The sequence below is a fragment of the Pseudomonas sp. CFBP 8771 genome (assembly GCF_014841695.1).
GTDB lineage: Bacteria > Pseudomonadota > Gammaproteobacteria > Pseudomonadales > Pseudomonadaceae > Aquipseudomonas > Aquipseudomonas baltica.
This window is the reverse complement of the sequence record NZ_JACYUJ010000001.1, coordinates 452768-475650: the sequence shown is the minus strand read 5'-3', so window position 1 is coordinate 475650 and position 22883 is coordinate 452768. Positions and strand designations below refer to the sequence as shown.

Sequence of the window (22883 nt, the reverse complement as noted above, 5' to 3'; positions counted from 1 at the left end):
AATCAAGGGTTACATCAGGAGCCGTCATGACCATTTCGAAATCCGCAGCCGCGCTTGCCGCTTCGCTGCTGACCAGCACCGCGCCGAACGCCCATGCCGACCGCACGGTGCACTACCGTTTCGAGCAGGTCGGCGATGTCAACGTGTTCTACCGAGAAGCCGGCGATCCGGGCGCGCCCACGGTGTTGCTGCTGCATGGCTTTGCCGCGTCTTCGTTCATGTTTCGCGACCTGATTCCGCAACTGGCCGACCGCTACCATGTGATCGCGCCGGATCTGCCTGCATTCGGCTTCACCGAAGCGCCCGCCCGCGGCGACTACGCCTATACCTTCAGCCAACTGGCGCAGACCATCGGCCAGTTCACCGAACAGCTCGAGCTGGACCGCTACGCGCTGATGGTCCACGACTACGGTGCTCCAGTGGGTTGGCGCCTGGCCGTGGCGCACCCCGAGCGCGTGAGTGCGATCATCTCGCAGAACGGCAACGCCTATGAGGAAGGTTTGGGCGCTGGTTGGGCACCCATCCAGACCTACTGGCGCGAGCCTACCCAAGAGCACCGCGATGCCTTGCGGGATTTTCCGACACCGGCTTCGATCAAATGGCAGTACCTGGAAGGGGTCAGCGACCCAAGCGCGGTTTCGCCGGACGGCTACACCCTGGAAGGCCTGCAGATCTCGCGGCCCGGCAATGCCGACATCCAGCTGGACCTGGTGCTGGATTACGCCTCTAACGTGGCGATGTACCCCACCTTTCAGGACTACTTCCGCCAGTACCAGCCGCCCCTGCTGGCCGTGTGGGGCGAGCATGACCCGTTCTTCCTTCCAGCCGGCGCCCAGGCCTGGAAGCGCGACCTGCCCCAGGCGGACATTCGCTTCTACGACACCGGCCACTTCGCCCTGGAAACCCATGGCCGGGAGATCATTCCGGTGATCCGCGAATTCCTCGACAAGAACGTTCGTTGAGAGGGCGATGCCGAATGCCCCATTCAGCGAGACGGCGTTGAGCAATGAGTGGCAGGATGCTGTCGTACCAGCACCCCACTCGAGGACCCCGACCCATGCTCTACGTCGTTCTGCTTGGCGGCAAGCACCCCAAGGCACGCATCGAAGTGCACGACATCGCCTGCGTCGTCGCCGACTCGCTCGAAGCGACCTATCCGCAGCTGAGGGCAGACTGGTTCGGCAGTCAGAAAGGTTTGCACATCGATGCCTGGATGGCGGTGGACGGTGTCGAACAGTGGAAGGTCGAGTTCAGCCCGCTGGCGCCTGGCGCCGGCATGCCGCGGCTGTATGTGATCAATCTTGGTGGCTACGAGGCGCAGTCGTTCGGCGAAGCACACCACTACCTGCTGGTGGTGGCGCACACGGCGCGCGATGCCAAGAGCAGCGCCCGCCGCCAGTGCCTCGAACACTGGCGCCAGCCCCACACCGACGCCGTCTTGGACGTGGACGATTGCGTGCCGATCGACCAGGTCGGCGGTCGTTACGTGCACCTGATCGAGGGGCCCCACCAAGGCATTCAACAGCGCAACGAATACATCGTGCTGCCGTAGAACATCAGGCCTACCGCAACGCGCCCTTCGCGGGCAGAGCCCGCTCCCACAGAACATCGAACCCCGCCCCCCTTGTGGGAGCGGGCTCTGCCCGCGAAGAGGGCGCCGCGGTGGATCAGGCGCTGGACGCTCGGGTCGTGCGCCAGTGGGCGATCTGCTGCTGGATGTTCCAGTGGATGATCCGTTCGAACAGTGCCTCGGTGAACGCCGGGTCGAAGCTTGCCAAAGCGGCCCATTCCAGGCGCTGTTCGAGCATGGCAGCAACTCGCTCGGGTGCCGGAATCGATTGCTCGCTGGGTTTGAACTGCGCTGCGGCCTTGACGTACTGCAAACGCTGCACCAGGGCGTCGAAGATCTGCCGGTCGTGCCAGTCGATGCCGCAACGGATGTCTTCCAGGTTGGCACAGTCCTGGGGTGTGGGTGGCTGATTCAAGATGGTCTCCCTCGTTCTTCAGGTGGAATGGGCAACGTGTCACGCCATGAGCCGGTCATCACCGCCCGTCGAGCCTGGCTCCGCCGGCCCAGGACGTGCTGCGTGGCGGCAGTTGGGTGTTCGCGTGCCAGCTTCGCTGCAAAGTGGCGCGCCAGGCCTCCGGGCGCGCCTCGGCGATCACCTCGTCGATCAGCGCATCGATGACCCGGGTGTCGCGGTGATGCGGCGTGGTGATCAGGTGCGCGGTATCGCCCGAGGTGGCCAGACCGTACTTGCGGGCAATGCCCGCCGAGGGGCAGGGAAACACCACAGTGATGGAGTTCGGGTTGCGCCACGCGTCGATGCCGCCGGCACGCAACCGATTGACCGCGTATTGGGCACTCTTCAGGCTATGCGCGACCCGGCGGCGCCACTGGGCCGGAGAATGGGTGCGCAGCGCCGCCCACATGATCATCGGCGTGTGGCCGTTGCGCGAACCGCTGATGGTCTTGTCGCTCGCCGAAATGTAGTCCACCTCCACCGAGATGCGCTCGACGTTCCTGCGTTTGGCCACGACGATGCCGCAGGGAATCGGCGAGCCGATCATCTTGTGCCCGGATACGCAGATCGAATCGATGCCCGCGGCAAAGGTGAATGGCTGCGGCGTATCCACGAACGGCAGAATCATCCCGCTCAGGGCGGCATCGGCGTGCAGGTAGTAGTCGCGCCGCGCAATACCGGCCTGTTGCAGGCGCGCCTGGATGATGGCGATGTCGTCGACGGCGCCGCGCATGGTAGTGCCGATGTTGGCAAAGATGATCGGGTGCCTTTCCCCGTCCGCCGCGATCTTCGCCAGCAAGTCGTCATAGTCGATCTCGCCATTGGGCAGCGCGTCCACCGCGCGGCACTTGATGCGCAGCAGCTTGACGATCTTGGCCACTGAATAGTGGGTATCCCTGGAATAGTACAAGGTGCCATCGGGAAACAGCTCTCGCGCCAGGTAGCAGCCGAACATGTTGCCTTCGGTGCCGCCGTTGGTGACATAGCCCCAGCTGTCCTCGCGGCGAATGTCGAACAGGTCGGCGAAGTACGCCATCACGTCTTTTTCGAAGTCGAAGGAGTTGAGCACGTAGTTGCTGTGTTCGCCCCAGTCGCCGCAATTGTTGATGGAAAAGCGCAGGAAGCGCTCCAGCGTGCTGTAGTCGAAATCGGCATTTTCCGGGTAGCCAATATTGAAGAATTGATGCTCCAGGCAGTGTCGCCAGAAATCATCGAGTCGAGCGGTGTCGGCAGTAGACAATGTCATCGTGGATCCTTTCTGGAATGACCAGGCGAGCCGCACTGCGCCGGCACGGCTCGCCGTTTGAATCAGGCAGCTTTCTGACGGCTCTCAACCAGTGCCCACCAGTTGGCCAGGGTCGGTTCGGTAGCCAGTTCCTCGAAGCTCACGGCCACGCCGCGCTCCTTGAGCTCGGCCGCCAGGCGCATCACCTGGAGGGAATCCAGCCCGTAGAAATTCAGATTCTCCTGAGGGTCGAGGGCGTCACCGTCCTCGATCAGTTGCAGCAGACGTGTCTGCAGCCAGCTGCGGTTGTCTTCCACCGCCAGCAGCTGGCGCAGCCGCTTCTTGTCGATCTTGCCCACGGCCGTCAACGGCATGCTCGGGATCATCCGAATGCGATCGGGCAACTTGTATTCGGCGATGCCCAGCGCCAGCAGGTGACGGCGCAGCGCGGGCGCCTTGAGCGTCGGATCGCGGCTGACCACGAACGCGCAGCTCTTCTCGCCCAGGGCCTGGTCCGGCATTGCCACCAGCCCGGCATGGGTCACGTCCGGGTGCAGCACGATGAGGTTTTCGATCTCTTCGGAAGCGATCTTCTCGCCACCACGATTGACCTGATCCTTGATACGGCCGACCACGCGCAGATCACCGCTGGGCAGGCGCTGCACCAGGTCGCCGGAATAGTAATAGCCCTGTTCGTCGAACGCCTGGGCGTTCTGCTCCGGGCTGTTGTAATAGCCGCAGAAGGTATACGGGCCTCGGGTGGCGAGCATTCCCGTCTCGCCGGTGGGCACCTCGGCGCCCTGCTCGTCGACGATCCGGATTTCATCGCCGAGGCTGACCGGACGCCCCTGGGTGGTGAACACCTGCTCGTCGCTGTCGTCCAGCCGGGTGTAGTTGATCAACCCTTCGGCCATGCCGAACACCTGCTGCAACTGGCAGCCCAGCACCGTCGGCACCTGGCGCGCCAACGAGTCGGCGAACACCGCGCCGCCCACCTGCAGGTGGTGCAGCGACTGCAGCTGCGGGCGGTGCTGAGGCGCGGCCTGCAGCCACAGGGCCACGGCACTGGGTACCAGGGCCACGGTATTGACCGCATGCCGCTGGATGAGGGCGAAGCACGCCAGCGGCTCGGGGTTGTCGGCCATGATCACGCAGCCACCGGCGTGAAACACGCCCAGCGCGCCTGGCGAGCTGAGCAGGAAATTGTGCGCGGCCGGCAGGGCACACAGAAAGCGTGTCTGTGTCGTAAGGGAGCAGACTTCGGCGCAGGCGCGCGCGTTGTAGTGGTAGTCGTTGTGGGTACGCGGGATCAATTTGGGCGTGCCGGTGCTGCCCCCGGACAACTGGAACAGGGCCACTTCATCGGCGGCTGTGGGCGCGTAGGCGACCTGCTCGGTGGCCGGCGTCTCGAGCCATTGGGCGAGGCTGTGCTGGTTACGCGAATCGCCCAGAAACAGAGCGACCCGAGGCTGGGCCGTCGCTTGTTCGAACAGGCTTTCATAGCTGTCATCGCGAAACACTTCGTGCTCGCGCGAGGCGATCAACAATTGCGGCGACAGCTGCTTGACGTACGCCCCCAGCTCCAGCTTGCGGTGGCTGAACAACGCGTTGAGCGGCACGATGCCGGCCTTGAACAAGGCAAACAATACAATGTAGAACTCGGCAATGTTGGGCAGCTGGACCAGCGCCGCATCGCCGCGGCCCAGGCCGCGCGCAGCCAGGCGCGAGGCCAGGTTGGACGAAAGGCGGTCAAGCTCGGCGTAGGTGAAGCTGCGCTCGCCACAGATGATTGCCGGTGCGTCGGGTTGTGCCTTGCAGCGCTCTTCGAGGATCCGCGTCAGTGGCCGGTCGAGCCAGTAGCCGAGGTCGCGGTAGGCCTGGGCACGGTCCTGTGGCCAGCGGGTGAATTCGATAGTCATGGTTTCACTCGTCATGAGGAAGGGGAAATCACGCGTGCAGTCCGCACGCCTGGAGCATGGTGCGCAGCTTGGTCTGGACCTCGGCCCATTCCGCCGCCGGTTGCGAGGCTTCGACGATGCCGGCGCCGGCGAACAGCCTGACCCGCGGGCCTGAAACCGTGCCGCAGCGAATGGTCACGACCCATTCGCCGTTGCCCTGGGCGTCGCACCAGCCGACCATTCCGGTGAACAGGCCGCGCTCGGTGGGTTCGACGAAACGAATCAGACGCCGCGCCAATTCGGTGGGGAAACCGCACACGGCAGGCGTGGGATGCAGGCGACAGGCCAGTTGCAGGGCCGACACCGAGGGGTCGGCAAGGGTGCCTTCGATGCGCGTCGACAGGTGCCAGAGGGTCGGGGTGCTGATCAGCGAAGGCCGCGGCGGTACGTCCAGCCGGGTGCACAGCTCGCTGACCCGCGCGGCGATGTCTGCGGTGACGAAGCCATGCTCGTAGTGGTCCTTGTCCGATTCGGACAACCACTGGGCATTGCGTCGATCGGCGTCGGCATCGGTCAGTCGCTTGGCCGAACCGGCCAGCGGATTGGAAACGAACGAGGCGCCGTGCTTGCGCACCAGCAACTCGGGGCTCACGCCCAGCAGGGTGGCGCCGTCGGCCATGGGCACGCGAAAGTGATAACCGCTCGGGTTCTGCACCCGCAGGTTATGGGCCAGGGCATTCACGTCGATGGCCTGGCTGAACACCAGTTCGCGCTGCACCGACAGCACCGCCTTGCGCACGTCGCTGTAGCCGAAGTTGGCCACGGCGTGCTCGACCGAGCGCATGAACGCGTGCTGGTCGGGCAGGTTGCGCTGCTCCAGCAACGACGGCATGGGGCTCGGCGTACCCGCCCCGCCCGGCTCCAAGTCGTGCCACTGCGCCTGCTCCGGAACGTAGAGGCACGACGCTTCGGACGGGTCGAAGGGAATCGCACCGACCACCATCGGCACGGCCTGCCCGGCCTTTCGCGCCTGCTCGAAAGCGCGCTGGATGGCTTGCTGGAAGCGACCCTGCGCGTCCTGCCCGCCCACCGCCGGAGTCTCGATGCGCTGTGCCAGCCCGCGGGCACGCAACTCGCGCTGACCCGACATGAACGAAAAATTGTCATCTTGCACAACGTGTTGCACGTCTTGCGGCGCAGTCGCCCTGACGATGGCTGATCTCATCTGAGGTGTCGCCTCCCTGCCCTGGAATGTAAGTTTTAATTGCGAATGTGAATGATTATTGTTTCTAATGGTGACGACATAAACGGAACGTTGTCAATCATGTGAGACGAGTGAGCCATGCGAGAGTTAACTTCGATGCAAGCCGCCTGCTGGATCGGGCGTACTGCTCATGCGGCCTTGGGGAGCGTGTCAGCTCACCTGTACGCCGAGTTCGATGGCGCTGGAATCGACCTCGAACGCCTGCGCTCGGCGCTGCAAGATGCCTGTAGCCGTCACCCCATGCTGCGCCTGCGGGTCAGCCCCGAGGGCTTGCAACACACCCCGCCAACGGCGCGCGGGCCGGCGCTTGAAGTCGACGACTTGAGCGATCTGCCGGCCGTGCAATTGCAACAGGCGCTACAGCGCAAACGCGAAGCCTGGACCCATCAGCAGCTGGATCTGGTAGACGTCGGCGGGCTGCGCGTGGGCGTCAGCCTGCTGCCCGAGAATCGCTTCCGCCTGCACGTCGACAGCGACATGATCGCCATCGACCCGTCCAGTTTTCCCACGCTGATGGAAGACCTGGCCGTCGGTTACGAAGCACCCGAGCAGCCGGCTTCGACGCCGCCGACGTTTTTCCAGTGGCTGGACACCTTGCGGGCAGACCCTGCGGTGAAGGCTGCCCGCGACCGCGATCGCCACTGGTGGCGCCAGCGCCTGGACCACATCGCGCCCGCCCCAACCCTGCCCCTGCTCGAATCAAGCGCAGCGCAGCCGCACAGCCAGCGCCTGCATACCTGGCTCGACGCCGGGCACTACCAGGCCCTGCAGAAGCTGGCGCGGGAGCGCCGACTGACCCTGTCCAGCCTGATGCTGGGGCTGTTCGCGTCGGTGCTGGGCGAGCGCACCGGCGATCCACGCTTTCGCCTCAATGTCCCCAGCTTCTGGCGCGCGCCGGTGCAGCCCCAGGTGCAGGGCATCATCGGCGAATTCGCCAACGTGCTGATCGTCGACGTGGAGATGGCCGACGCCAGCAGTCCCGCGACTCTGTGCCGACAGCTGGGTGACAGCCTGATCCAGGCCCTGGAGCACTGCGCCTATTCCGGCGTCGACCTGATGCGCGACCTGTCGCGGCATACGGGCTCGGCGCAACTGGCGCCGGTGGTCTTCACCGCTGCGTTGGAGCGCAGCAAGGGCGAGCTGTTCTCCGAACGTGTGCGGCGGGCGTTCGGCCCGATGAACTGGGTGATCTCCCAAGGTCCGCAGGTGGCCCTGGACGTTCAGGTCGCTCACATCGACCAAGGGCTTTCGATCAACTGGGACATCCGTGTCGATGCCCTGCCGCTGGCCTGGGTGTCCCCTCTGTTCGAGCGCTTCGTCGCGCGGGTGCAAGCGGTTGCCGCCGATCCGACCCGCCTGGATCAACCCCTGTCGTCGTCGCCGGCCCGACGCCCGTTGAACGCTTTGCAGCAGGCCTACCTGCTGGGGCGCGGCGCGCACATGCCGCTGGGCGGCGTGGCCATGCAAGAATTTCGCGAATACCGCGGGCACATCGACACAGCCGTGCTGCGTGCCCGCCTGGCCGACATGGTCCGGCGCCACCCGAGCCTGCGTACCCACATCGATGCCCAGCGCTGCGTGCAGTACGTCAGCGATGTGGCCGAGCCCCATCTGGATGAAATCGACCTGCGCCACTTGCCCCTGAGCGATGGCCTGCGCGAGGTGGAAGAGCGCCGCGAAGCTTACGCACATGCCGTGTTCGGCCTGCACGCGGCGCCGTGGAACGTCACGCTGTTCGAACTGGCGCAGGACCAGCACGTCGTGTTCGTGCGCATGGACGCCCTGATTGTGGACGGCCACTCCATCGCAGCGTTGATGGTGGAGTTGTTCACCGGCACGCCCGAGCAGCCCTCGGCAGCAGCGGCCCCGCTGCCAGCACCGGCCGCGAACGAGCAACGCAAGGCAGACATGGCCTACTGGCGCGAGAAGCTTGCGGCGGTCAGCGGGCCGCCCTGCCTGCCGTGGAAACGACCGCTTGCCCAGGCTGGTCCGTCTCGCTACCAACGGCAGAGTCTGCGGGTGCCCCAATCGCGCTTTGCAGCGCTGAGCCGACGGGCCGCACAACAGCGCCTGTTCAAGAATTCCGCACTGATGGCGGTGGTTCTGGAAGTGCTCTCGCACTGGCTCGACGAGGGCGATCTGTGCGTCGCCCTGCCGGTCGCGCCAACCCGCAGCGCCGACCTGGCCAACCACTCGAGCTTTATCGCCATCAACTGGATTGCCGATCGGCGACCGTTCACCGAACGTGCCAAGGCGCTGCAGGTGGATGTGCTGGAGGGACTGCAGCACCTGGCGTATTCCGGTGTCGACCTGACTCGTTTGCTGTTCGAGCGCCACGGTCCGGGGCCGGTGTTGCCGGTGGTGATCACCAGCGGCCTGTCGTGGCCGGTGACGCCAGCCGACAGCGCCATGGGCCTGCACGGCGGGCTGACCCAGACGCCGCAGGTGGCCATGGACATTCGCCTGTCGACCGACGCCCAAGGCTCGCTGCGGGTCGATATCGACTATGCGCACGAGGTGATGGATTCGGCGCAAGTCAGCGACATTCTGCGCATGCTGGACGACGCCGTCAGCCAGATCGCCGCCCACGACAGCTTCACCCTGGAAACGGCGCCGCTGCTCGACACCGCCCACTATCGCCGCAACAGCCCCGAGCGCGATGCCTGCCAGACACCTTTCCTGGCCCACATCGCCGAGCAGGTTTTCGATGCCGACAACACCCGCACTGCACTCATCTGCGGATCCCGGCGGCTGAGCTACGCCGAACTGGGCGACGGCGTGGCACGGGTGATCGCCGCCTTGCAGGCCCGAGGCCTCACGCGCGGTCACGTGGTCGCGATCTGTCTGCCGCGCAGCCCGGAGCACACGATGCTGACTCTGGCCTGCGCGCTGACGGGTGTGATCTGGGTGCCCATCGATGCTCAAGCACCCGAGCAACGCCGCCGCTACCTGCTGGACAACTGCCAACCTGATCTGGTCGTGCTGGCCGATCTCGAACCCATCGAACAGCCGATGGCCATCATGGCCGAGCTGCTCGCCAAGCACGCGCCCTTCCCCGTGTCGTTGCCCGATTTTTCCCTGAGTGAAGCGCCCGCCTATTATCTGTACACCTCGGGGACCACGGGCCAACCCAAATGCGTGGTGCTGAACAACCGCGCGACCGCCAACGTCATCGGCAGCACGCTGGCGCGGTGGCAAGTCAGCCAGAACGACGTGCTCATGTCAGTGACGCCGCTGCACCACGACATGTCGCTGTTCGACGTCTTCGGCAGCCTCAGCGCCGGAGCCACGCTGGTGCTGCCGGCGGTGAGCGAGGACAAGGACGCGGTGCGTTGGAACCAGTTGATCGCCGAGCATCGGGTCAGCCTCTGGTGTTCGGTACCAGCGATCGTGGAAATGCTCCTGGCCGGTCGCGGCGAGCATGACCTGCGCAGCCTGCGCCTGATCGCCCAGGGTGGCGACTACATCAAGCCGGTGGTGATCGCCCAGTTGCGCGAATGCCTGCCGCACGCCCGCCTGATCTCCCTGGGCGGGCCCACCGAAACCACCATCTGGAGCATCTGGCACGAGATCGGCAGCGACGATCGCACGCTGATTCCCTACGGCGAGCCGTTGCCGGGCAACCGTTATCTGCTGCTCGATGACCACGGCCGGCATTGCCCGCCGGGCGTTGTGGGGCGTATCCATACCGCGGGCGTGAACCTGGCGCTCGGTTATCTGGAAGGCGGCGAATACGCGCAGACCGATTTCATCACGGTCGGCGATGAACAGGGCCACCCGATCAGGGCCTTTCGCAGCGGCGACCGCGGACGCTACCGGAGCGATGGCACCCTGCTCTTCGACAGCCGGGTCAACGGCTATGTGAAGGTACGCGGCGTGCGCGTCTCGCTGCCCGATGTCGAGAAGGTCCTGAGCAACCATCCTGCGCTGTGCCAAGTGCTGGTAGTGGATTACCAGGACTCCAGCCAGGGCGAAACCAACCTCGGCGTGCTGTACGTGAGCGCTGCCGGCATGCCGCCAGTCAGCGTCGTCCAAGTGCGCAATTACGCCCGCGAACACCTGCAGCCTTCGCACCTGCCAACGCGCCTGCTGGCCGTCAACCAGCTGCCGCTGTCGCAGAACGGCAAGGTCGACCGCCGGCAGGCACGCGCGCTGCTCGCCGTACCGGCCACCGAGTCGTCGCCGGCTGCCGACACGCTGGCGCTGTCCGTGCTGCAGGTCTACCTGAGCGTGTTGGGCCGCCCGGCGCAGCATGCCGACGACGTTACCACCCACTTCATTAGCCTGGGCTTGCGACCACAGCACCTGAAAGCCATTGCGGCCGGGCTACGCGAGCGTTTCGCAGTGACGTTGTCGCCCGGCCAACTGCTGCAGTGCCGTAACGCCCACGACGTGCAGCGCCTGCTCGCCAGGAGCGCAGCCACGCTGACCGACTGAATCGAATGCGGCGCCCTGCAACGGCGTCGCGCCCACCCGACAATGCTCATGGAGAGACGGGATGACGGATGTAACGACGATAGACATTGCGGGCATAGGCATCGGCCCGTTCAATCTGGGCCTGGCCGCGCTGCTCGATGGCCACCCCGAGGTGAGTCATCTGTTCCTGGAACGCAAGAGCGAGTTTCGCTGGCACGAGGGCCTGCTCCTTCCCGGCACCACCTTGCAGGTGCCCTTTCTTGCGGACCTGGTGACCATGGCCGATCCAACCCACCCGTTGAGCTACCTCAATTACCTGCATCACCACGATCGGCTGCACGCGTTCTATTACTACGACAACTTCCAGGTACCTCGGCTGGAATACGACCACTACTGCCGCTGGGCAGCGCAGCGCCTGGGTGCCTGCCGTTTCGACGAGGAAGTCTGCGAGGTGACCCATGACGCCGACACCCAGCGCTTCCTGATCCAGAGCCAGTCGATCTCGGGGTTCAAGCGTCATTACCGCAGCCGACACCTGGCCGTAGGCATCGGCACCCAGCCCCTGCTGCCCCAGTGGGCACAGGTCAGGAGCACTGCGCCGATCATGCACTCGGCGCAATTCGGCAAACGCCAGGCGGAGCTGGCCGAGTGCCGGCAGGTTACCGTCATCGGTTCCGGGCAAAGCGCAGCGGAATGTGTACTGGCACTGTTCAGCGAACTGACGCCGGCGCGGGTCGCGGCAGGCGCCTCGATCCGCTGGATCACGCGCTCGCCGGGCTTTCATCCGATGGAATACTCAAAGCTGGGCCAGGAATGCTTCACCCCTGCCTATATGGACTACTTCCATAGTCTGGCGCCCGAGCGACGGCGCGAAGTCGTTGCCGGGCAAGGGCTGCTGTACAAGGGCATCAGTTTTTCGACCATCGGCGCCTTGTACGACCTGATCTACGAGCGCTCCATCGGCGGGCGTGACCCAGGGCTGACCTTGCTGTCGAACTGCGATGTGCAGCGTGTGGAGGATGTTCACGGCGCACTGCGTATCGCCTACCGGCACCGTGAACTGGACCAGACCGGCACCCTCGAAGCGGACGCTATCGTTGCGGCGACGGGCTACCGGCACACCTGGCCGCAGTGGTTCGAACGGCTCAAGGACACACTGCTGGACACCGACAGCTATGGTGACTGCGTGGTGCAGGCGGATTTCACCGCGCGCCGCCGTGACGACGGCGCCGGCAAGATCTTCATCCAGAACGCGGAAATCTTTCAGCACGGCGTCGGCTCACCCGACCTGGGCATCGCCCCGACGCGCAACGCCACCATCGTCAACCAACTGCTGGGGCGCGCCCGCTACCGACTGCCGAAACGCTCGTCTTTCCAGCGCTACGGCATGCATCAGGACTGAACCGCGCCATCGCACCCCTCCGTAGGAGCGGTCCGTGGCCGCGAAAAGGACACCGCGGTCAGCCTGACACACCGCAGTGAACCCTTCGCGGCCGATGACCGCTCCTACAGGGAGTCGCGCTACATCCGTAGGAGCGGTCCGTGGCCCCGAAAAGGACACCGCGGTCAGCCTGACACACCGCGGTGAACCCTTCGCGGCCGATGACCGCTCCCACAGGGAATCGCACTACATCCGTAGGAACGGTCAGTGGCCGCGAAAAGGACACCGCGGTCCGCCTGACACACCGGAGTGAACCCTTCGCGGCCGGTGACCGCTCCCACAGGGAATCGCACAACATCCGTAGGAGCGGTCAGTGGCCGCGAAAAGGACACCGCGGTTAGCCTGATACACCGCGGTGAACCCTTCGCGGCCGATGACCGCTCCTACAAGGGACGGCGCTAGACGCTCAACTGCCCCACTGATGCTTTTGCTCCTTCCCTGTCAGTGAACGCGGTCAACACCTGCTCGATCGCGCGGCTGACCCGGTCCATCTGCATGGCGCTGTAGCGCGCGGTTTGATAGGTGACGACCAGTCGCAACGAGCGCTGGCCCTCAAACATGTTTTCCATGATTTCGAACTGCATGCCGAACATCGACTGGCTCTTTTCCGGGTCGACCTGCCGGTAGCGGATCGCTTCGCCGTCGGCCCCACGCAGCGCGCCATTCAAGGCGTTGCTGGCGTGAATCTGGATGTAGACGTCGAACAGCAGGCCGTCCGCGGGGGTCATGCCCAATGCCTGCTGGATCTGCTCCAGCGGCACGTCAGCGTAGGCCATGGAATCGTTGATCAGGCTGCTGACTGCCTCGACCATAGACCCCAGTGCCTGCTGCGCATCGAAGCGCACGCGATGGGCGACCATCGTGGTGAAGTAGCCGACCGTGTTGTAGTAGGCCGGATCGGTGCGCCCGGAAGCCGAGGTACCGATCACCAGTTCCTCGAGGCCGCCGACCTTGTGCAAGGCCAAGGCAATGGCGGTGTACAGCACGCCGAACAGGGAAGCATTGTTGTGCCTGGCAAACCGCTGCAGGCCATCGGTCAGCGCCTGGCTCGGGGTGATCTCGAACCATTGTGCCTGGATGCCGGATTCGCTCGCACGCGCGCCGGCCGCACCGGCTTGGTCAGGCAACTGCAGGCCGCGCGTGGCATCGCCCAGCATGTCGGTCCAGTAGGCCAGGTGCCGTGGGTCGATGCCGGCGATGCGAGCGCGCGTGGCGTACTCGTGAAAGGCCGGCGCCGGCTCGTGCCAGACCGGCACCCGGTCGGCGGCGCGCGCGGCGTAGGCCTGGCTCAGGTCCTGCATCATCACGTTGAGCGACCACTCGTCGATGGCCATGTGGTGGACGAGTAGCGAAAGCGTCTGCCCCGCCTGTTGCCCGTCACGCAGGAAGCGCACGCGCATCGGCAGCTCGCGGGACAGGTCGAAAACATGCCCCGCTTCGCTGGCCAGGCTGGCACCCTCGCTGTGCTGGCTGGACCAGAACCAGCGGTACTGGCTCAGCCGCTCCAGGGGTACCTGCCGCTGGTAGGGTTCGCCTTCATCGAAATGAAAGGTCGTGCGCAGGCTGGCATGGCGCTCGACCAGATCGTGGAAGGCGCGCTCGAAAACGGCCTCGTCGACCGGTTCGCGAAACGCCACGGCGAACGGCAGGTTGAAGATCGTGCCGAAATCGAAGGCGGCGTACGCACGCCCGAGCGAAGCCTGCGCCGGTGCGAAAGGGGCGGTTCGCACAGGTGTCGACGAGGCCACTGCAGCGGCCAATGCACGCTGTTCGCGGCGACGTGCCCGTTGTGCCAGCGCGCCCGCCGTGGACGCGCTGAAGAAGTCGTTGAAGTCCACCTCCACGCCGTGGCTGTCTGCAAGTTTGCCGATGATTCGCGTCGCCAGCAGGGAATGGCCACCGAATTCGAAGAAGTCGTCTTCCAGCGTCATGCCCGGCTCCGCCAGCGTGTTGCGGAACTCGCCGAGGATCAGCGCGGCCATGGCGTCGGCATCGGTCGACCCCTCGGGGTCGGCCGATGGCGAGGCCAGCGGTGGGCTGTCGGTGGCCTGGCGCATCAGCCACGGCAGGTGCGGCACGCCCACGGGACGACCGTCGTAGGCATCCAAGACCAGTCGATACAGGTCGTCTTCGCGACAGGTCTGGTCCAGCACCTCATGCAGCACGAACCCGAGGATCACGCCCTGCCCGGTCTGGATCACCAGGGCAGCGAGCGGCGCCTGGGTTTCGGCGTCCCAGGGCGACGCCTGACGGGCCAGCAGCAGGTCGCCTGCCTGCGCCTGAGTATCGACGTGCAGCACGGCGACACAGGCTTGCCAATCCTCGGCCGTGACCTTGCGCAACTCGCCTTCATCGTCGAACAGATAACGGGCATTGAGCGCCGGCAGTGCATCGATGACCGCCCTCAGGGCGGACTCCAGGCGCTGGGTATCGAATGCGCAGCCTAGCGACCAGGCGCAGAAATGCTTGCGGATCTGCTCGGGATACTGCTGCTGGAGCAGCCACGCCTGCTCTTCATGGGGCGTAAGCGGCGTCTGCAATACGTTGTCAGGACGGGTTTCCATCATGGAAATAAGCACCTTGGTTGGCAGGAAAAACAAGGCCGCGGCCGATGCATGAACGCGGCAGGACGGCGAGGAAGAGCGGTGCGTTTGCACTCGCGAAACAAACACCGTATCGTGCAAATGATAATCATACTTATTAGCATTCGTCAAAATCGCAGCGTCGACATGGGGTGGGGAAAGGCATCGTGGACAACGGATCGTTCGCGCTCAGACAACAAGTGGAGCGGCTCTACAAAGATCATCACGGCTGGCTCAGCGGCCTTTTGCGACGCAAGCTGGGCAACTCGACGGACGCCGCGGACCTGGCGCACGACATCTACCTCAACCTCATCCGCAAGGGCGCCGTGCCAGCGCCCGAGCACTGTCGCTGCTACCTCACGCAGATCGCCAAGGGCATGCTCATCGACCTCTACCGTCGTCGCAGCCTGGAAGCCGGGCACCTGGAACGCCTGAGGCACCAGGACGTGCCACTGGGGCCATCGGAAGAGAGTCGCGCCCTGGCGTTCGAAGCACTGACCCAGGTCGACGCCGTCATCAACCAGCAGCCGGCCAAGGCCCGCCAGGCCCTGCTCCTGCATCGCCTGAGCGGAATGGGCCATCGCGAAATCGCCAGTCAGATCAATGTGTCGGTGTCGTCCGTGGAGAAGTACATCGCCAGCGCCATGCGCGCCTGCCAGCCCTTCGCCAGCGATCGCTGCAGCCATTGAGGAATATTCGCCGTCGCTCGTAATACACGGTAAGCACCGTGCATCCACGACCTGTGCCGAGCCTGCACACCTTGCCGAGGGCCCTGCCCTCTTTACGGAGATTCAATGAGCGCCGCACCCGCTACCGACCCCCCTGTCGCCGAAGGCGCGATATCCCAGCTGCTCCGGCCCATTCGTAGCCGCTTGATCGTGGCGGCCATCCTCGCCGGCCTGGGTACCGCCCTGACCTTGCTGCCACTGGCCGCAATCGCCTACCTCGCCGGCCTGGCGCTGGACCCGGCCGACGGCGGGGTCTGGGCGCTGGAGTCGACTGCGCACGTGTGGCCCGTCATCGCCGGCAGCCTGGCCTGCCTGATGCTGGGCATGATCCTGCTCTCGCTGGGCGAAATGCTCGCCCATCTGCTCGACAACCAGATCACCTCGCACCTGCGCCTGGCCATTACCCGCAGGCTGGGCAAGGTACCGTTGGGCTGGTTCACCGCGCGGGCCTCGGGCGAGGTCAAGCAGGCAATGCAGGATGACGTCGATACCCTGCACAGCCTGACCGCGCACTTCTACACCACGGTCGGTCGCTCGCTGGGGGCGGTGTCGTTCGCCACGGTGTACCTGTTCGCCACGGACTGGCGCATGGCGGTCATCTCCCTGCTGCCCTTTCCGCTGTTTTTCCTGTTCGTTTCCAGGGCAACCCGGGCAAGCAGCGCCAACATGCAGGCGTTCGGCGCCGGGATGGCGCGCATCAACAACGCCGTGGTGGAATTCGTCAACGGCATCACCGTGGTCAAGTCCTTCGGTATCGAGGGCAAGGCCCAGGCCAACTACCGTGAGGCCGTGGACGGCTTCGCGCTGGCGTTCGAGGATTTCGCCCGCCCCCTGGTCAGTGCCATGGCCAATGCCCATGCGCTGATCACCCCGGTGGTGGTGCTCGGCATCGTGCTGGCGTTCGGCACGCTGTTCACCTGGCTGGGCTGGATCGAAGCCATCGACCTGCTGCCCTTCGTCCTGGTGGCGCCCAGCCTGTGCGCGCCCTTGCTGCTGCTCAGCTACATCACCCATGACCTGCACAACGCAACGGGCGCGGCCCTGCGCATTCAGCAATTGCTGGCCACCCCGGAACTGGCCAGGCCAACGGCTGCAGCCATCGACCTGCCGGCACGAACCGAACTGCAGGTGCAGAACCTGAGCTACAGCTACGACGGCGAAACGCCGGCGTTGAGCAACATCGATCTGACCCTCAGGCCCGGCACGGTCACGGCCGTGGTGGGGCCGTCCGGCGCTGGCAAGTCGACCCTGGCGCGCCTGTTGTTGCGCTTCTTCGACCCGGATACCGGGCGCATTACCCTGGGTGGCGTCGACCTGCGCCAGATCGACAGCACGCAGTTGTATCGGCATATCGGCTTCGTACTGCAGGACGTGCGCCTGATCCACGCCAGCCTGCGCGACAACATCGCCCTGGGCCGCGCCTCGGCCAGCCTCGACGAGATCGAGCAGGCAGCGCGCCTGGCCAATGTGCACGAGCGGATCATCGCCCTGCCCCGTGGCTACGATTCGGTGGTGGGCGAAGACGCGCAACTGTCCGGAGGCGAACTGCAGCGAGTCAGCATTGCCCGCGCCATGCTGCTCGACCCGGCCGTGCTGGTCCTCGACGAAGCCACCGCCGCCGCCGACGCCGAGAACGAGGTGCACATCCAGCAGGCCCTTTCACGCTTCGCCCAGGGCCGCACCGTGCTGGTGATCGCCCACCGTCTAAATACGGTGATGCACGCCGACCACATCATCCTGATCGACCACGGCAGCATTCAGGAGCAAGGCACCCACGCGCAATTGCTCGCCACTGGCGGCCGGTACGCCCGGCTGTGGCAAGCGGGCGACTACCCGAACACCGAGCTTGCGGAGCACGGCCCATGCTGAACACTTTCCTGCGGCTGCTGGGCAACGACGCCGACGTGCTCTATCGCTACCTGGGGCTGACCCTGCTGTACGGGCTGCTCAACGGGCTGACCATCGTCGCCGTGATACCCGTGCTCACCGGGTTGCTGGGCCACGACATCACGGCCGCCACGCGCGGGCTGGTCCCGATGCTGGTCGGCGCAGGGTTGTGCTGGGCGCTGCGTCGGGTGGTCGAGAAAGCCGGCGTACGCTTCGGCATGGCCGTGCTGCAAACCGGCCGCCATCGCTTGAGCGAGCACGTCGCGCGACTGCCGGTCGGCTGGTTCGACCCAGACAACACCGCTCGTCTGAGCCATGTCTCGACCCAGGGCATGATGGCCTTGGCACAACTGCCCGCCCACGTCCTGACGCCCCTGATCACCAGCGTCATCACCCCGCTGGCAGTAGTGGCCGGGCTGTTCTGGTTGAATCTGCAGATGGCCCTGATCGCCTCGGTGACCCTGCCGCTGTTGCTTGCCGTGTTCACCCTGACGGCCCGGATGGGGCAACGCAGCGACGCCCGATTCCATGCCAGCAGCGCCCGAGCCAGTCGGCGCATGGTGGAGTTCGCCCAGGCCCAGTCGGTCCTGCGCGCATTCAACGGCGAAGACGGTGGCGCACGGTTTGTGCAGCAGGCGATTGCCGGCCAGCAGCAGTCGGCCCGGCGCCTGATTCACGTCTCGGCCATGTCGGTGGTACTCAACAGCTGGGCCGTCCAGGCCAGCTTCGCAGCACTGCTGGCAGCTGCCGGGTGGGCGTTGCACTCGTCTGCCGGCAGCGCGACACCCGCTTCGATGGCAGCGCTGGTGGTGGCGCTGGTGCTGGCCAGTCGGTTCATCGACCCGCTGCTGGAGGTCGCCAGCTACAGCGAAGTGTTGCGCGGCGCGCGCGGACAACTGGCCGTGGTCGATGAGCTGTTCGCCGTGCAGCCGCTGCCGATGCCGCAGACAGCGGCGGAGCCTGCCGACAACAGCGTGGCGTTCGACGACGTGAGCTTCGGCTACACCGCCGACCAGGCGCCGATCCTGCAGGGGATCAACCTGCACATCGCGGCGGGAAGAATGACCGCCGTGGTCGGCGCCTCAGGATCGGGCAAGACCACTCTGGTGCGATTGATCGCGCGCTTCTTCGACGTTGGCCAGGGCAGCGTACAGATCGGCGGTGTGGACGTTCGGCAGCTGTCCAGCGCCTGGCTGGCGGCGCAGACCAGTCAGATATTCCAGGACGCCTACCTGTTCCAGGGCAGCATCGCCGCCAACATCGGCGTCGGCAGGGCCGATGCCAGTCGCGAGCAGATCCTGCAGGCTGCCGAGCAGGCCGGCGTGCTGGAGATCGTCGCACGTTTGCCGCACGGGCTCGACACCCAGGTCGGCGAAGGCGGCGCACGGCTTTCCGGCGGCGAGCGCCAGCGCATCGCGATTGCCCGGGCACTGCTCAAGGATGCGCCGATCCTGCTGATCGACGAAGCCACCTCGGCCCTCGATGCCGAAAACCAGGCAGCCATCGCGCAAACCCTGGCCCGGTTGCGCGGCAAGCGCACGCTGGTGGTGATCGCGCACCAGCTGTCGACGGTGGAAATGGCCGACCAGATCGTGGTGCTGGAGAGTGGGCGCATCGCCGAACGGGGCAGCCATGCCCAGCTCAGCCGCCAGGCCGGGCCCTACGCGCGCTTCCTGGCGCAGCGACGCGCCGCCAAGGGTTGGCGGCTGGCCGCGGCAGCGGCGGACGAGGACGCTACGTGAGGGCGGCGAGCTGGCCGGTTGCATTCCTGCTGCTGTGCGGGCTGTCCTTGACGCTGGGGGTCAAGGAGGTGTCCTGGAGCGAGCTGTGGAATTTCTCCGGCGATGCCTGGCTGACCCTCACCGCCAGCCGTCTGCCGCGCCTGGTGGCACTGGTGTTGACCGGTGCCGGGCTGGCCATGTGCGGGGTGATCCTGCAGCAGATCGTGCGCAACCGCTTCGTCGAGCCGGCCACCTGCGGCGGCCTCGATGCAGCCAAGCTGGGAATCCTGATGTCGCTGAGCATAGCCCCGGCCTCGAGCAGCACGGTCAGAATGCTGTTCGCCCTGGGCTTCTGCTTTCTTGCCAGCGTGCTCTTCGTGGCGATCATTCGCCGCATCCAGTTCAAGAGCGTGGTGCTGGTACCCGTGGTCGGCCTGATGTACGGCAGCGTGCTCAGCGCACTCGCCGAATTCCACGCCTATCGCCACAACCTTCTGCAGAGCATGCAGGGCTGGATGCTCGGCGACTTCTCCAAGATCGTGCAGGGCAACTACGAAATCATCTATCTGATCCTGCCGATCGTGCTGCTCACCTACCTGTTCGCCCAGCGCTTCACCATTCTGGGCATGGGCGAAGGCATGGCCAGCAGCCTGGGGGTGAACTACGCCGCCAACGCCGCCGTGGGCCTGATGCTGGTGGCCGTGTGCGTATCGGCGACGGTGATCACCGTGGGGGCGATACCCTTCGTGGGCCTGGTGGTGCCCAACCTGGTGGCGCTCTACCACGGCGAAAACCTGCAGCGCACGCTGCTCATCGTGGCGCTGTGCGGGGCGGCGCTGCTGCTGGTCTGCGACATCATCGGGCGCCTGCTGATCTACCCCTTCGAGGTGCCGATCGGCTTGACCGCAGGCAGCATCGGCGGCGTGGTGTTCCTGATCGTGCTCCTGAGAAAGTACACATGAACCCGAATGCGACCCGCTACGGACTCTGGCTCTCGGTACTGGCATTGGCTGTGGCTTTCGTGCTGCTGGGCTCGGGAATGGATTTCGCCTACGTGATCCCACGACGCCTGATTCGTCTGGCCGCCATGGTCATCGCCGGTGTCTGCATCGGCTACTCCTCGGTGATGTTCCAGACGATCGTCGGCAACCGCATCCTGACTCCGGCGGTCATGGGTTACGAGTCCATCTACCTGCTGTTCCAGGCCCTGTTGATCCTCTGCCTGGGCACGCACAGCCTGGTACTGCTCGGCCGGGGCGGCAACGCGCTGCTGTCGATCGTGCTGATGCTCGGCTATTCGTGGCTGATCCACCATTGGCTGTTCCGCGATGGGCGCGGCAACGTCTACCTGCTGTTGCTGCTGGGGCTGGTGTTGAGCATGGTGATGGCTACCTTCACCCAGTTCATCCAGTTGAAGATCAGCCCAGGCGAGTTCTCGATCCTGCAGGGCTTCAGCTATGCCTCGTTCAACCGGGCCCGGCTGGACCAGGTGATCTACGGCGGCGTGCTGGTCGTCGGCGCATGCCTGCTGGTGCACCGTACCTTGCCGGTACTCGATGTACTGACGCTGGGCCGCGACCAGGCCGTCTCGCTGGGCGTCGACTACGCACCCAGCGTGCGCCTGCAACTGGCACTGATCGCCGTGCTGGTGGCCGTGTCCACCAGCCTGGTCGGCCCCACCGCCTTCATGGGGGTGATCGTCGCCAACATCAGCTACGCCCTGGCCCGCACCGCGCGCCACCACGCCACCCTGCCGACCGCCTGCGGTGTTGCCATCGGCGTGTTCATCGTTGCCCAGTACCTGGTCGAGCAGCTGTTCAACTACAACACCTCCGTCAGCATTCTCATCAACCTGGTGTGTGGCGTGTACTTCCTCACGCTGATGATCCGCACCCGAGGCAGCCCATGATCGCCCTCAGCCACGTGCACAAATCCTACGGCAGCACCCCGGTGCTGAACGACGTCAGCGTGCGGTTTCCGTCCGGCAAGGTGACCTCGTTGATAGGTCCCAACGGCGCCGGCAAGACTACCCTGCTGATGCTCATTGCCCGCCTGCAGAAGCCGTCGCAGGGCACCTTGACCCTGAACGGCCGCGACAGCGCCCGCATTGCCGTGCGCGATTACGCAAGGCAAGTCGCTACCCTGCGCCAGACCCAGGCATTCAGCCTGCGCCTGACGGTGGAAGAACTGGTCGCCTTCGGTCGCTTCCCCTACAGCCAGGGCAACCTCACCGACGCCGACCACGCGGCAATCGACCAGGCCATCGGCTTTCTGTCCCTGCAGGCACTGCGCAGCTGCTACATCGACGAACTGAGCGGTGGACAACGGCAGCTGGCGTTCCTGGCCATGACCATCGCCCAGCAGACTGACTATCTGCTGCTGGACGAGCCGCTCAACAACCTCGACATGAAACACGCCGTAATGATCATGGGCGCCCTGCGCAGGCTGTGCGACGAACAGGGGCGCACGGTAATCCTGGTCGTGCACGACATCAATTTTGCCGCCAATTATTCCGACCACATCGTTGCCATCAAGAACGGCACCGTGCACAGCCAGGGCCCGGTCGCGCAGGTGGTCAACGAAGCGTGCCTGCGCGATCTCTACGAACTGGATTTCGAAATCCTGCGCAGCGAACGCGGGTTCGTCTGCAACTATTTCAACCCCTCGACATCAAGGCAACCGATATGAACACCCCACACCACAAGGTCGCCGGTGGCCTGCTGGCATTGGCCATCAGCACGCTCTACGGCTGCGACCAACCCACGGCCGGGGTCACCCCACCCGCTGCCGTGCAAGCCGCGCCTGCCACCACCGCCTACACGCCGATCACCGTGAAGCATGCCCTGGGTACGACCACTATCGACAAGCTGCCGCAACGTGTGGTGGCCTTCGACATGAGCGAGCTGGACAGCCTCGACCAACTCGGCGCGCCGGTGGTGGGCATCGCCAAGGACTATGTCGCCGACTTTCTGCTCAAGTACCGCGATGACCCGAACATCGCCGATGTCGGTACCACCATCGAACCCAACCTCGAGCGCCTGCACGCGCTCAAGCCCGACCTGATCCTGATCTCGCCGTTGCAGGCGCGCAGCTATGACGAGCTCAGCCAGATTGCGCCGACGGTCTACGACGACATCGACCTGACCAACAAACAGGGCAATTTCATCGAAACGGCAAAGCGTCACCTGACCCTGCTTGGCCGCATCCTGAACAAACCGGCATTGGCCGAGGAAAAGGTCGCGCTGATGGATGCCAAGGTCGAGCAGACGCGCAAGGTCACCGAGGGGCGTCCCGAGAAAGCGCTGATCGTGCTGCACAACAATGGCGCCTTCACCTCATACGGCGTGAAATCGCGCTACGGCTTCATTTTCGACACTTTGGGCGTGAAGCCCGCCAGCAGCGACATCGAAGCCGGGCTGCACGGCCAGCCGATCTCCAACGAGTTCATTCAGCAGGCCGACCCGGACATCCTCTATGTCATCGACCGCACCGCCGTCATGGAACGACGCCCGGCGCTGAACCTGGACAGCCTGGACAACCCCCTCCTGCGCAAGACCAAGGCTTGGACCCAGGGCCGGGTGATCTTCGTCGACGCCCGCACCTGGTACCTGTGCACCGCCAGCGTGACGTGTCTTTCACGCATGGCTGATGAGGTGATGGAGGGCTACGCACACTGATCCGAAGCGGCAAATGTGGC

16 protein-coding genes are annotated in these 22883 nt (G+C 65.1%); 11 read left to right on the top strand and 5 right to left on the bottom strand.

Going from position 1 to position 22883, the window contains the following annotated elements:
• Positions 1-26: 26 nt before the first annotated feature.
• Together IFT80_RS02135 and IFT80_RS02130 are read left to right on the top strand one after the other, a co-directional pair.
• Positions 27-962 carry an alpha/beta fold hydrolase gene (locus IFT80_RS02135; protein ID WP_192136634.1) on the top strand — a complete coding sequence of 312 codons (936 nt, stop codon included), beginning with the start codon at positions 27-29 and terminating at the stop codon, positions 960-962.
• A 95-nt stretch (positions 963-1057) separates the two neighbouring features.
• Entirely contained in the window at positions 1058-1552 is a 495-nt protein-coding gene (locus tag IFT80_RS02130) for a DUF1543 domain-containing protein (protein ID WP_192136633.1), read from the top strand.
• Positions 1553-1667: 115 nt separating this feature from the next.
• On the opposite strand, the gene IFT80_RS02125 is transcribed toward IFT80_RS02130, so the two are convergent.
• The 4 genes from IFT80_RS02125 to IFT80_RS02110 form a co-directional block, all read right to left on the bottom strand.
• Positions 1668-1985 (bottom strand): isochorismate lyase, encoded by a 318-nt coding sequence (locus IFT80_RS02125; protein ID WP_197975687.1) that lies wholly within the window; start codon positions 1983-1985, stop codon positions 1668-1670.
• Positions 1986-2043: 58 nt separating this feature from the next.
• Positions 2044-3270 carry a histidine decarboxylase gene (locus tag IFT80_RS02120; protein WP_192136632.1) on the bottom strand — a complete coding sequence of 409 codons (1227 nt, stop codon included), beginning with the start codon at positions 3268-3270 and terminating at the stop codon, positions 2044-2046.
• Positions 3271-3332: 62 nt separating this feature from the next.
• On the bottom strand, positions 3333-5168 hold the full coding sequence (locus tag IFT80_RS02115; protein ID WP_192136631.1) for a (2,3-dihydroxybenzoyl)adenylate synthase: 1836 nt from the start codon (positions 5166-5168) through the stop codon (positions 3333-3335).
• 28 nt (positions 5169-5196) lie between these two features.
• Positions 5197-6372, bottom strand: coding sequence for an isochorismate synthase (locus tag IFT80_RS02110; protein ID WP_192054382.1), 1176 nt, complete (start codon positions 6370-6372; stop codon positions 5197-5199).
• Between the two features lie 117 nt (positions 6373-6489).
• Between IFT80_RS02110 and IFT80_RS02105 the strand changes: the two genes are divergently transcribed.
• Both IFT80_RS02105 and basC read left to right on the top strand, forming a co-directional pair.
• On the top strand, positions 6490-10848 hold the full coding sequence (locus IFT80_RS02105) for an amino acid adenylation domain-containing protein (RefSeq protein WP_192136630.1): 4359 nt from the start codon (positions 6490-6492) through the stop codon (positions 10846-10848).
• A gap of 61 nt (positions 10849-10909) precedes the next feature.
• Entirely contained in the window at positions 10910-12229 is a 1320-nt protein-coding gene (gene basC / locus IFT80_RS02100; protein WP_192136629.1) for a putative histamine N-monooxygenase, read from the top strand.
• Positions 12230-12666: 437 nt separating this feature from the next.
• Here basC and IFT80_RS02095 read toward each other — a convergent pair whose 3' ends face one another.
• Positions 12667-14835, bottom strand: coding sequence for a condensation domain-containing protein (locus tag IFT80_RS02095; RefSeq protein ID WP_192136628.1), 2169 nt, complete (start codon positions 14833-14835; stop codon positions 12667-12669).
• 182 nt (positions 14836-15017) lie between these two features.
• Here IFT80_RS02095 and IFT80_RS02090 point away from each other — a divergent pair, with 182 nt between their 5' ends.
• From IFT80_RS02090 to IFT80_RS02060, 7 genes are all read left to right on the top strand, one after another.
• Positions 15018-15539 (top strand): sigma-70 family RNA polymerase sigma factor, encoded by a 522-nt coding sequence (locus IFT80_RS02090; protein WP_122478551.1) that lies wholly within the window; start codon positions 15018-15020, stop codon positions 15537-15539.
• Positions 15540-15644: 105 nt separating this feature from the next.
• On the top strand, positions 15645-17447 hold the full coding sequence (locus tag IFT80_RS02085; protein WP_192136627.1) for an ABC transporter ATP-binding protein: 1803 nt from the start codon (positions 15645-15647) through the stop codon (positions 17445-17447).
• Positions 17441-19207: an ABC transporter ATP-binding protein gene (locus tag IFT80_RS02080; RefSeq protein WP_192136626.1), complete on the top strand. Its 1767-nt coding sequence runs from the start codon at positions 17441-17443 to the stop codon at positions 19205-19207. The genes IFT80_RS02085 and IFT80_RS02080 overlap by 7 nt, the downstream gene beginning before the upstream one ends.
• The gene (locus tag IFT80_RS02075; protein WP_192136625.1) at positions 19204-20148 is read left to right on the top strand and encodes an iron chelate uptake ABC transporter family permease subunit; all 945 of its coding nucleotides are present in this window, start codon (positions 19204-19206) and stop codon (positions 20146-20148) included. Before IFT80_RS02080 ends, IFT80_RS02075 begins: the two co-directional genes overlap by 4 nt.
• The gene (locus IFT80_RS02070) at positions 20145-21095 is read left to right on the top strand and encodes an iron chelate uptake ABC transporter family permease subunit (protein ID WP_192136624.1); all 951 of its coding nucleotides are present in this window, start codon (positions 20145-20147) and stop codon (positions 21093-21095) included. The genes IFT80_RS02075 and IFT80_RS02070 overlap by 4 nt, the downstream gene beginning before the upstream one ends.
• On the top strand, positions 21092-21874 hold the full coding sequence (locus IFT80_RS02065) for an iron ABC transporter ATP-binding protein (protein ID WP_192136623.1): 783 nt from the start codon (positions 21092-21094) through the stop codon (positions 21872-21874). The genes IFT80_RS02070 and IFT80_RS02065 overlap by 4 nt, the downstream gene beginning before the upstream one ends.
• The gene (locus tag IFT80_RS02060; RefSeq protein ID WP_122478563.1) at positions 21871-22863 is read left to right on the top strand and encodes a siderophore ABC transporter substrate-binding protein; all 993 of its coding nucleotides are present in this window, start codon (positions 21871-21873) and stop codon (positions 22861-22863) included. The genes IFT80_RS02065 and IFT80_RS02060 overlap by 4 nt, the downstream gene beginning before the upstream one ends.
• Positions 22864-22883 lie beyond the last annotated feature (20 nt).

Coding starts and splice junctions, on each gene's coding strand:
- IFT80_RS02135 (WP_192136634.1), top strand. CDS start 27: ATGACCATTTCGAAATCCGCAGCCGCGCTTGCCGCTTCGCTGCTGACC.
- IFT80_RS02065 (WP_192136623.1), top strand. CDS start 21,092: ATGATCGCCCTCAGCCACGTGCACAAATCCTACGGCAGCACCCCGGTG.
- IFT80_RS02120 (WP_192136632.1), bottom strand. CDS start 3,270: ATGACATTGTCTACTGCCGACACCGCTCGACTCGATGATTTCTGGCGA.
- IFT80_RS02130 (WP_192136633.1), top strand. CDS start 1,058: ATGCTCTACGTCGTTCTGCTTGGCGGCAAGCACCCCAAGGCACGCATC.
- IFT80_RS02080 (WP_192136626.1), top strand. CDS start 17,441: ATGCTGAACACTTTCCTGCGGCTGCTGGGCAACGACGCCGACGTGCTC.
- IFT80_RS02070 (WP_192136624.1), top strand. CDS start 20,145: ATGAACCCGAATGCGACCCGCTACGGACTCTGGCTCTCGGTACTGGCA.
- IFT80_RS02060 (WP_122478563.1), top strand. CDS start 21,871: ATGAACACCCCACACCACAAGGTCGCCGGTGGCCTGCTGGCATTGGCC.
- IFT80_RS02095 (WP_192136628.1), bottom strand. CDS start 14,835: ATGATGGAAACCCGTCCTGACAACGTATTGCAGACGCCGCTTACGCCC.
- basC (WP_192136629.1), top strand. CDS start 10,910: ATGACGGATGTAACGACGATAGACATTGCGGGCATAGGCATCGGCCCG.
- IFT80_RS02105 (WP_192136630.1), top strand. CDS start 6,490: ATGCGAGAGTTAACTTCGATGCAAGCCGCCTGCTGGATCGGGCGTACT.
- IFT80_RS02085 (WP_192136627.1), top strand. CDS start 15,645: ATGAGCGCCGCACCCGCTACCGACCCCCCTGTCGCCGAAGGCGCGATA.
- IFT80_RS02115 (WP_192136631.1), bottom strand. CDS start 5,168: ATGACTATCGAATTCACCCGCTGGCCACAGGACCGTGCCCAGGCCTAC.
- IFT80_RS02110 (WP_192054382.1), bottom strand. CDS start 6,372: ATGAGATCAGCCATCGTCAGGGCGACTGCGCCGCAAGACGTGCAACAC.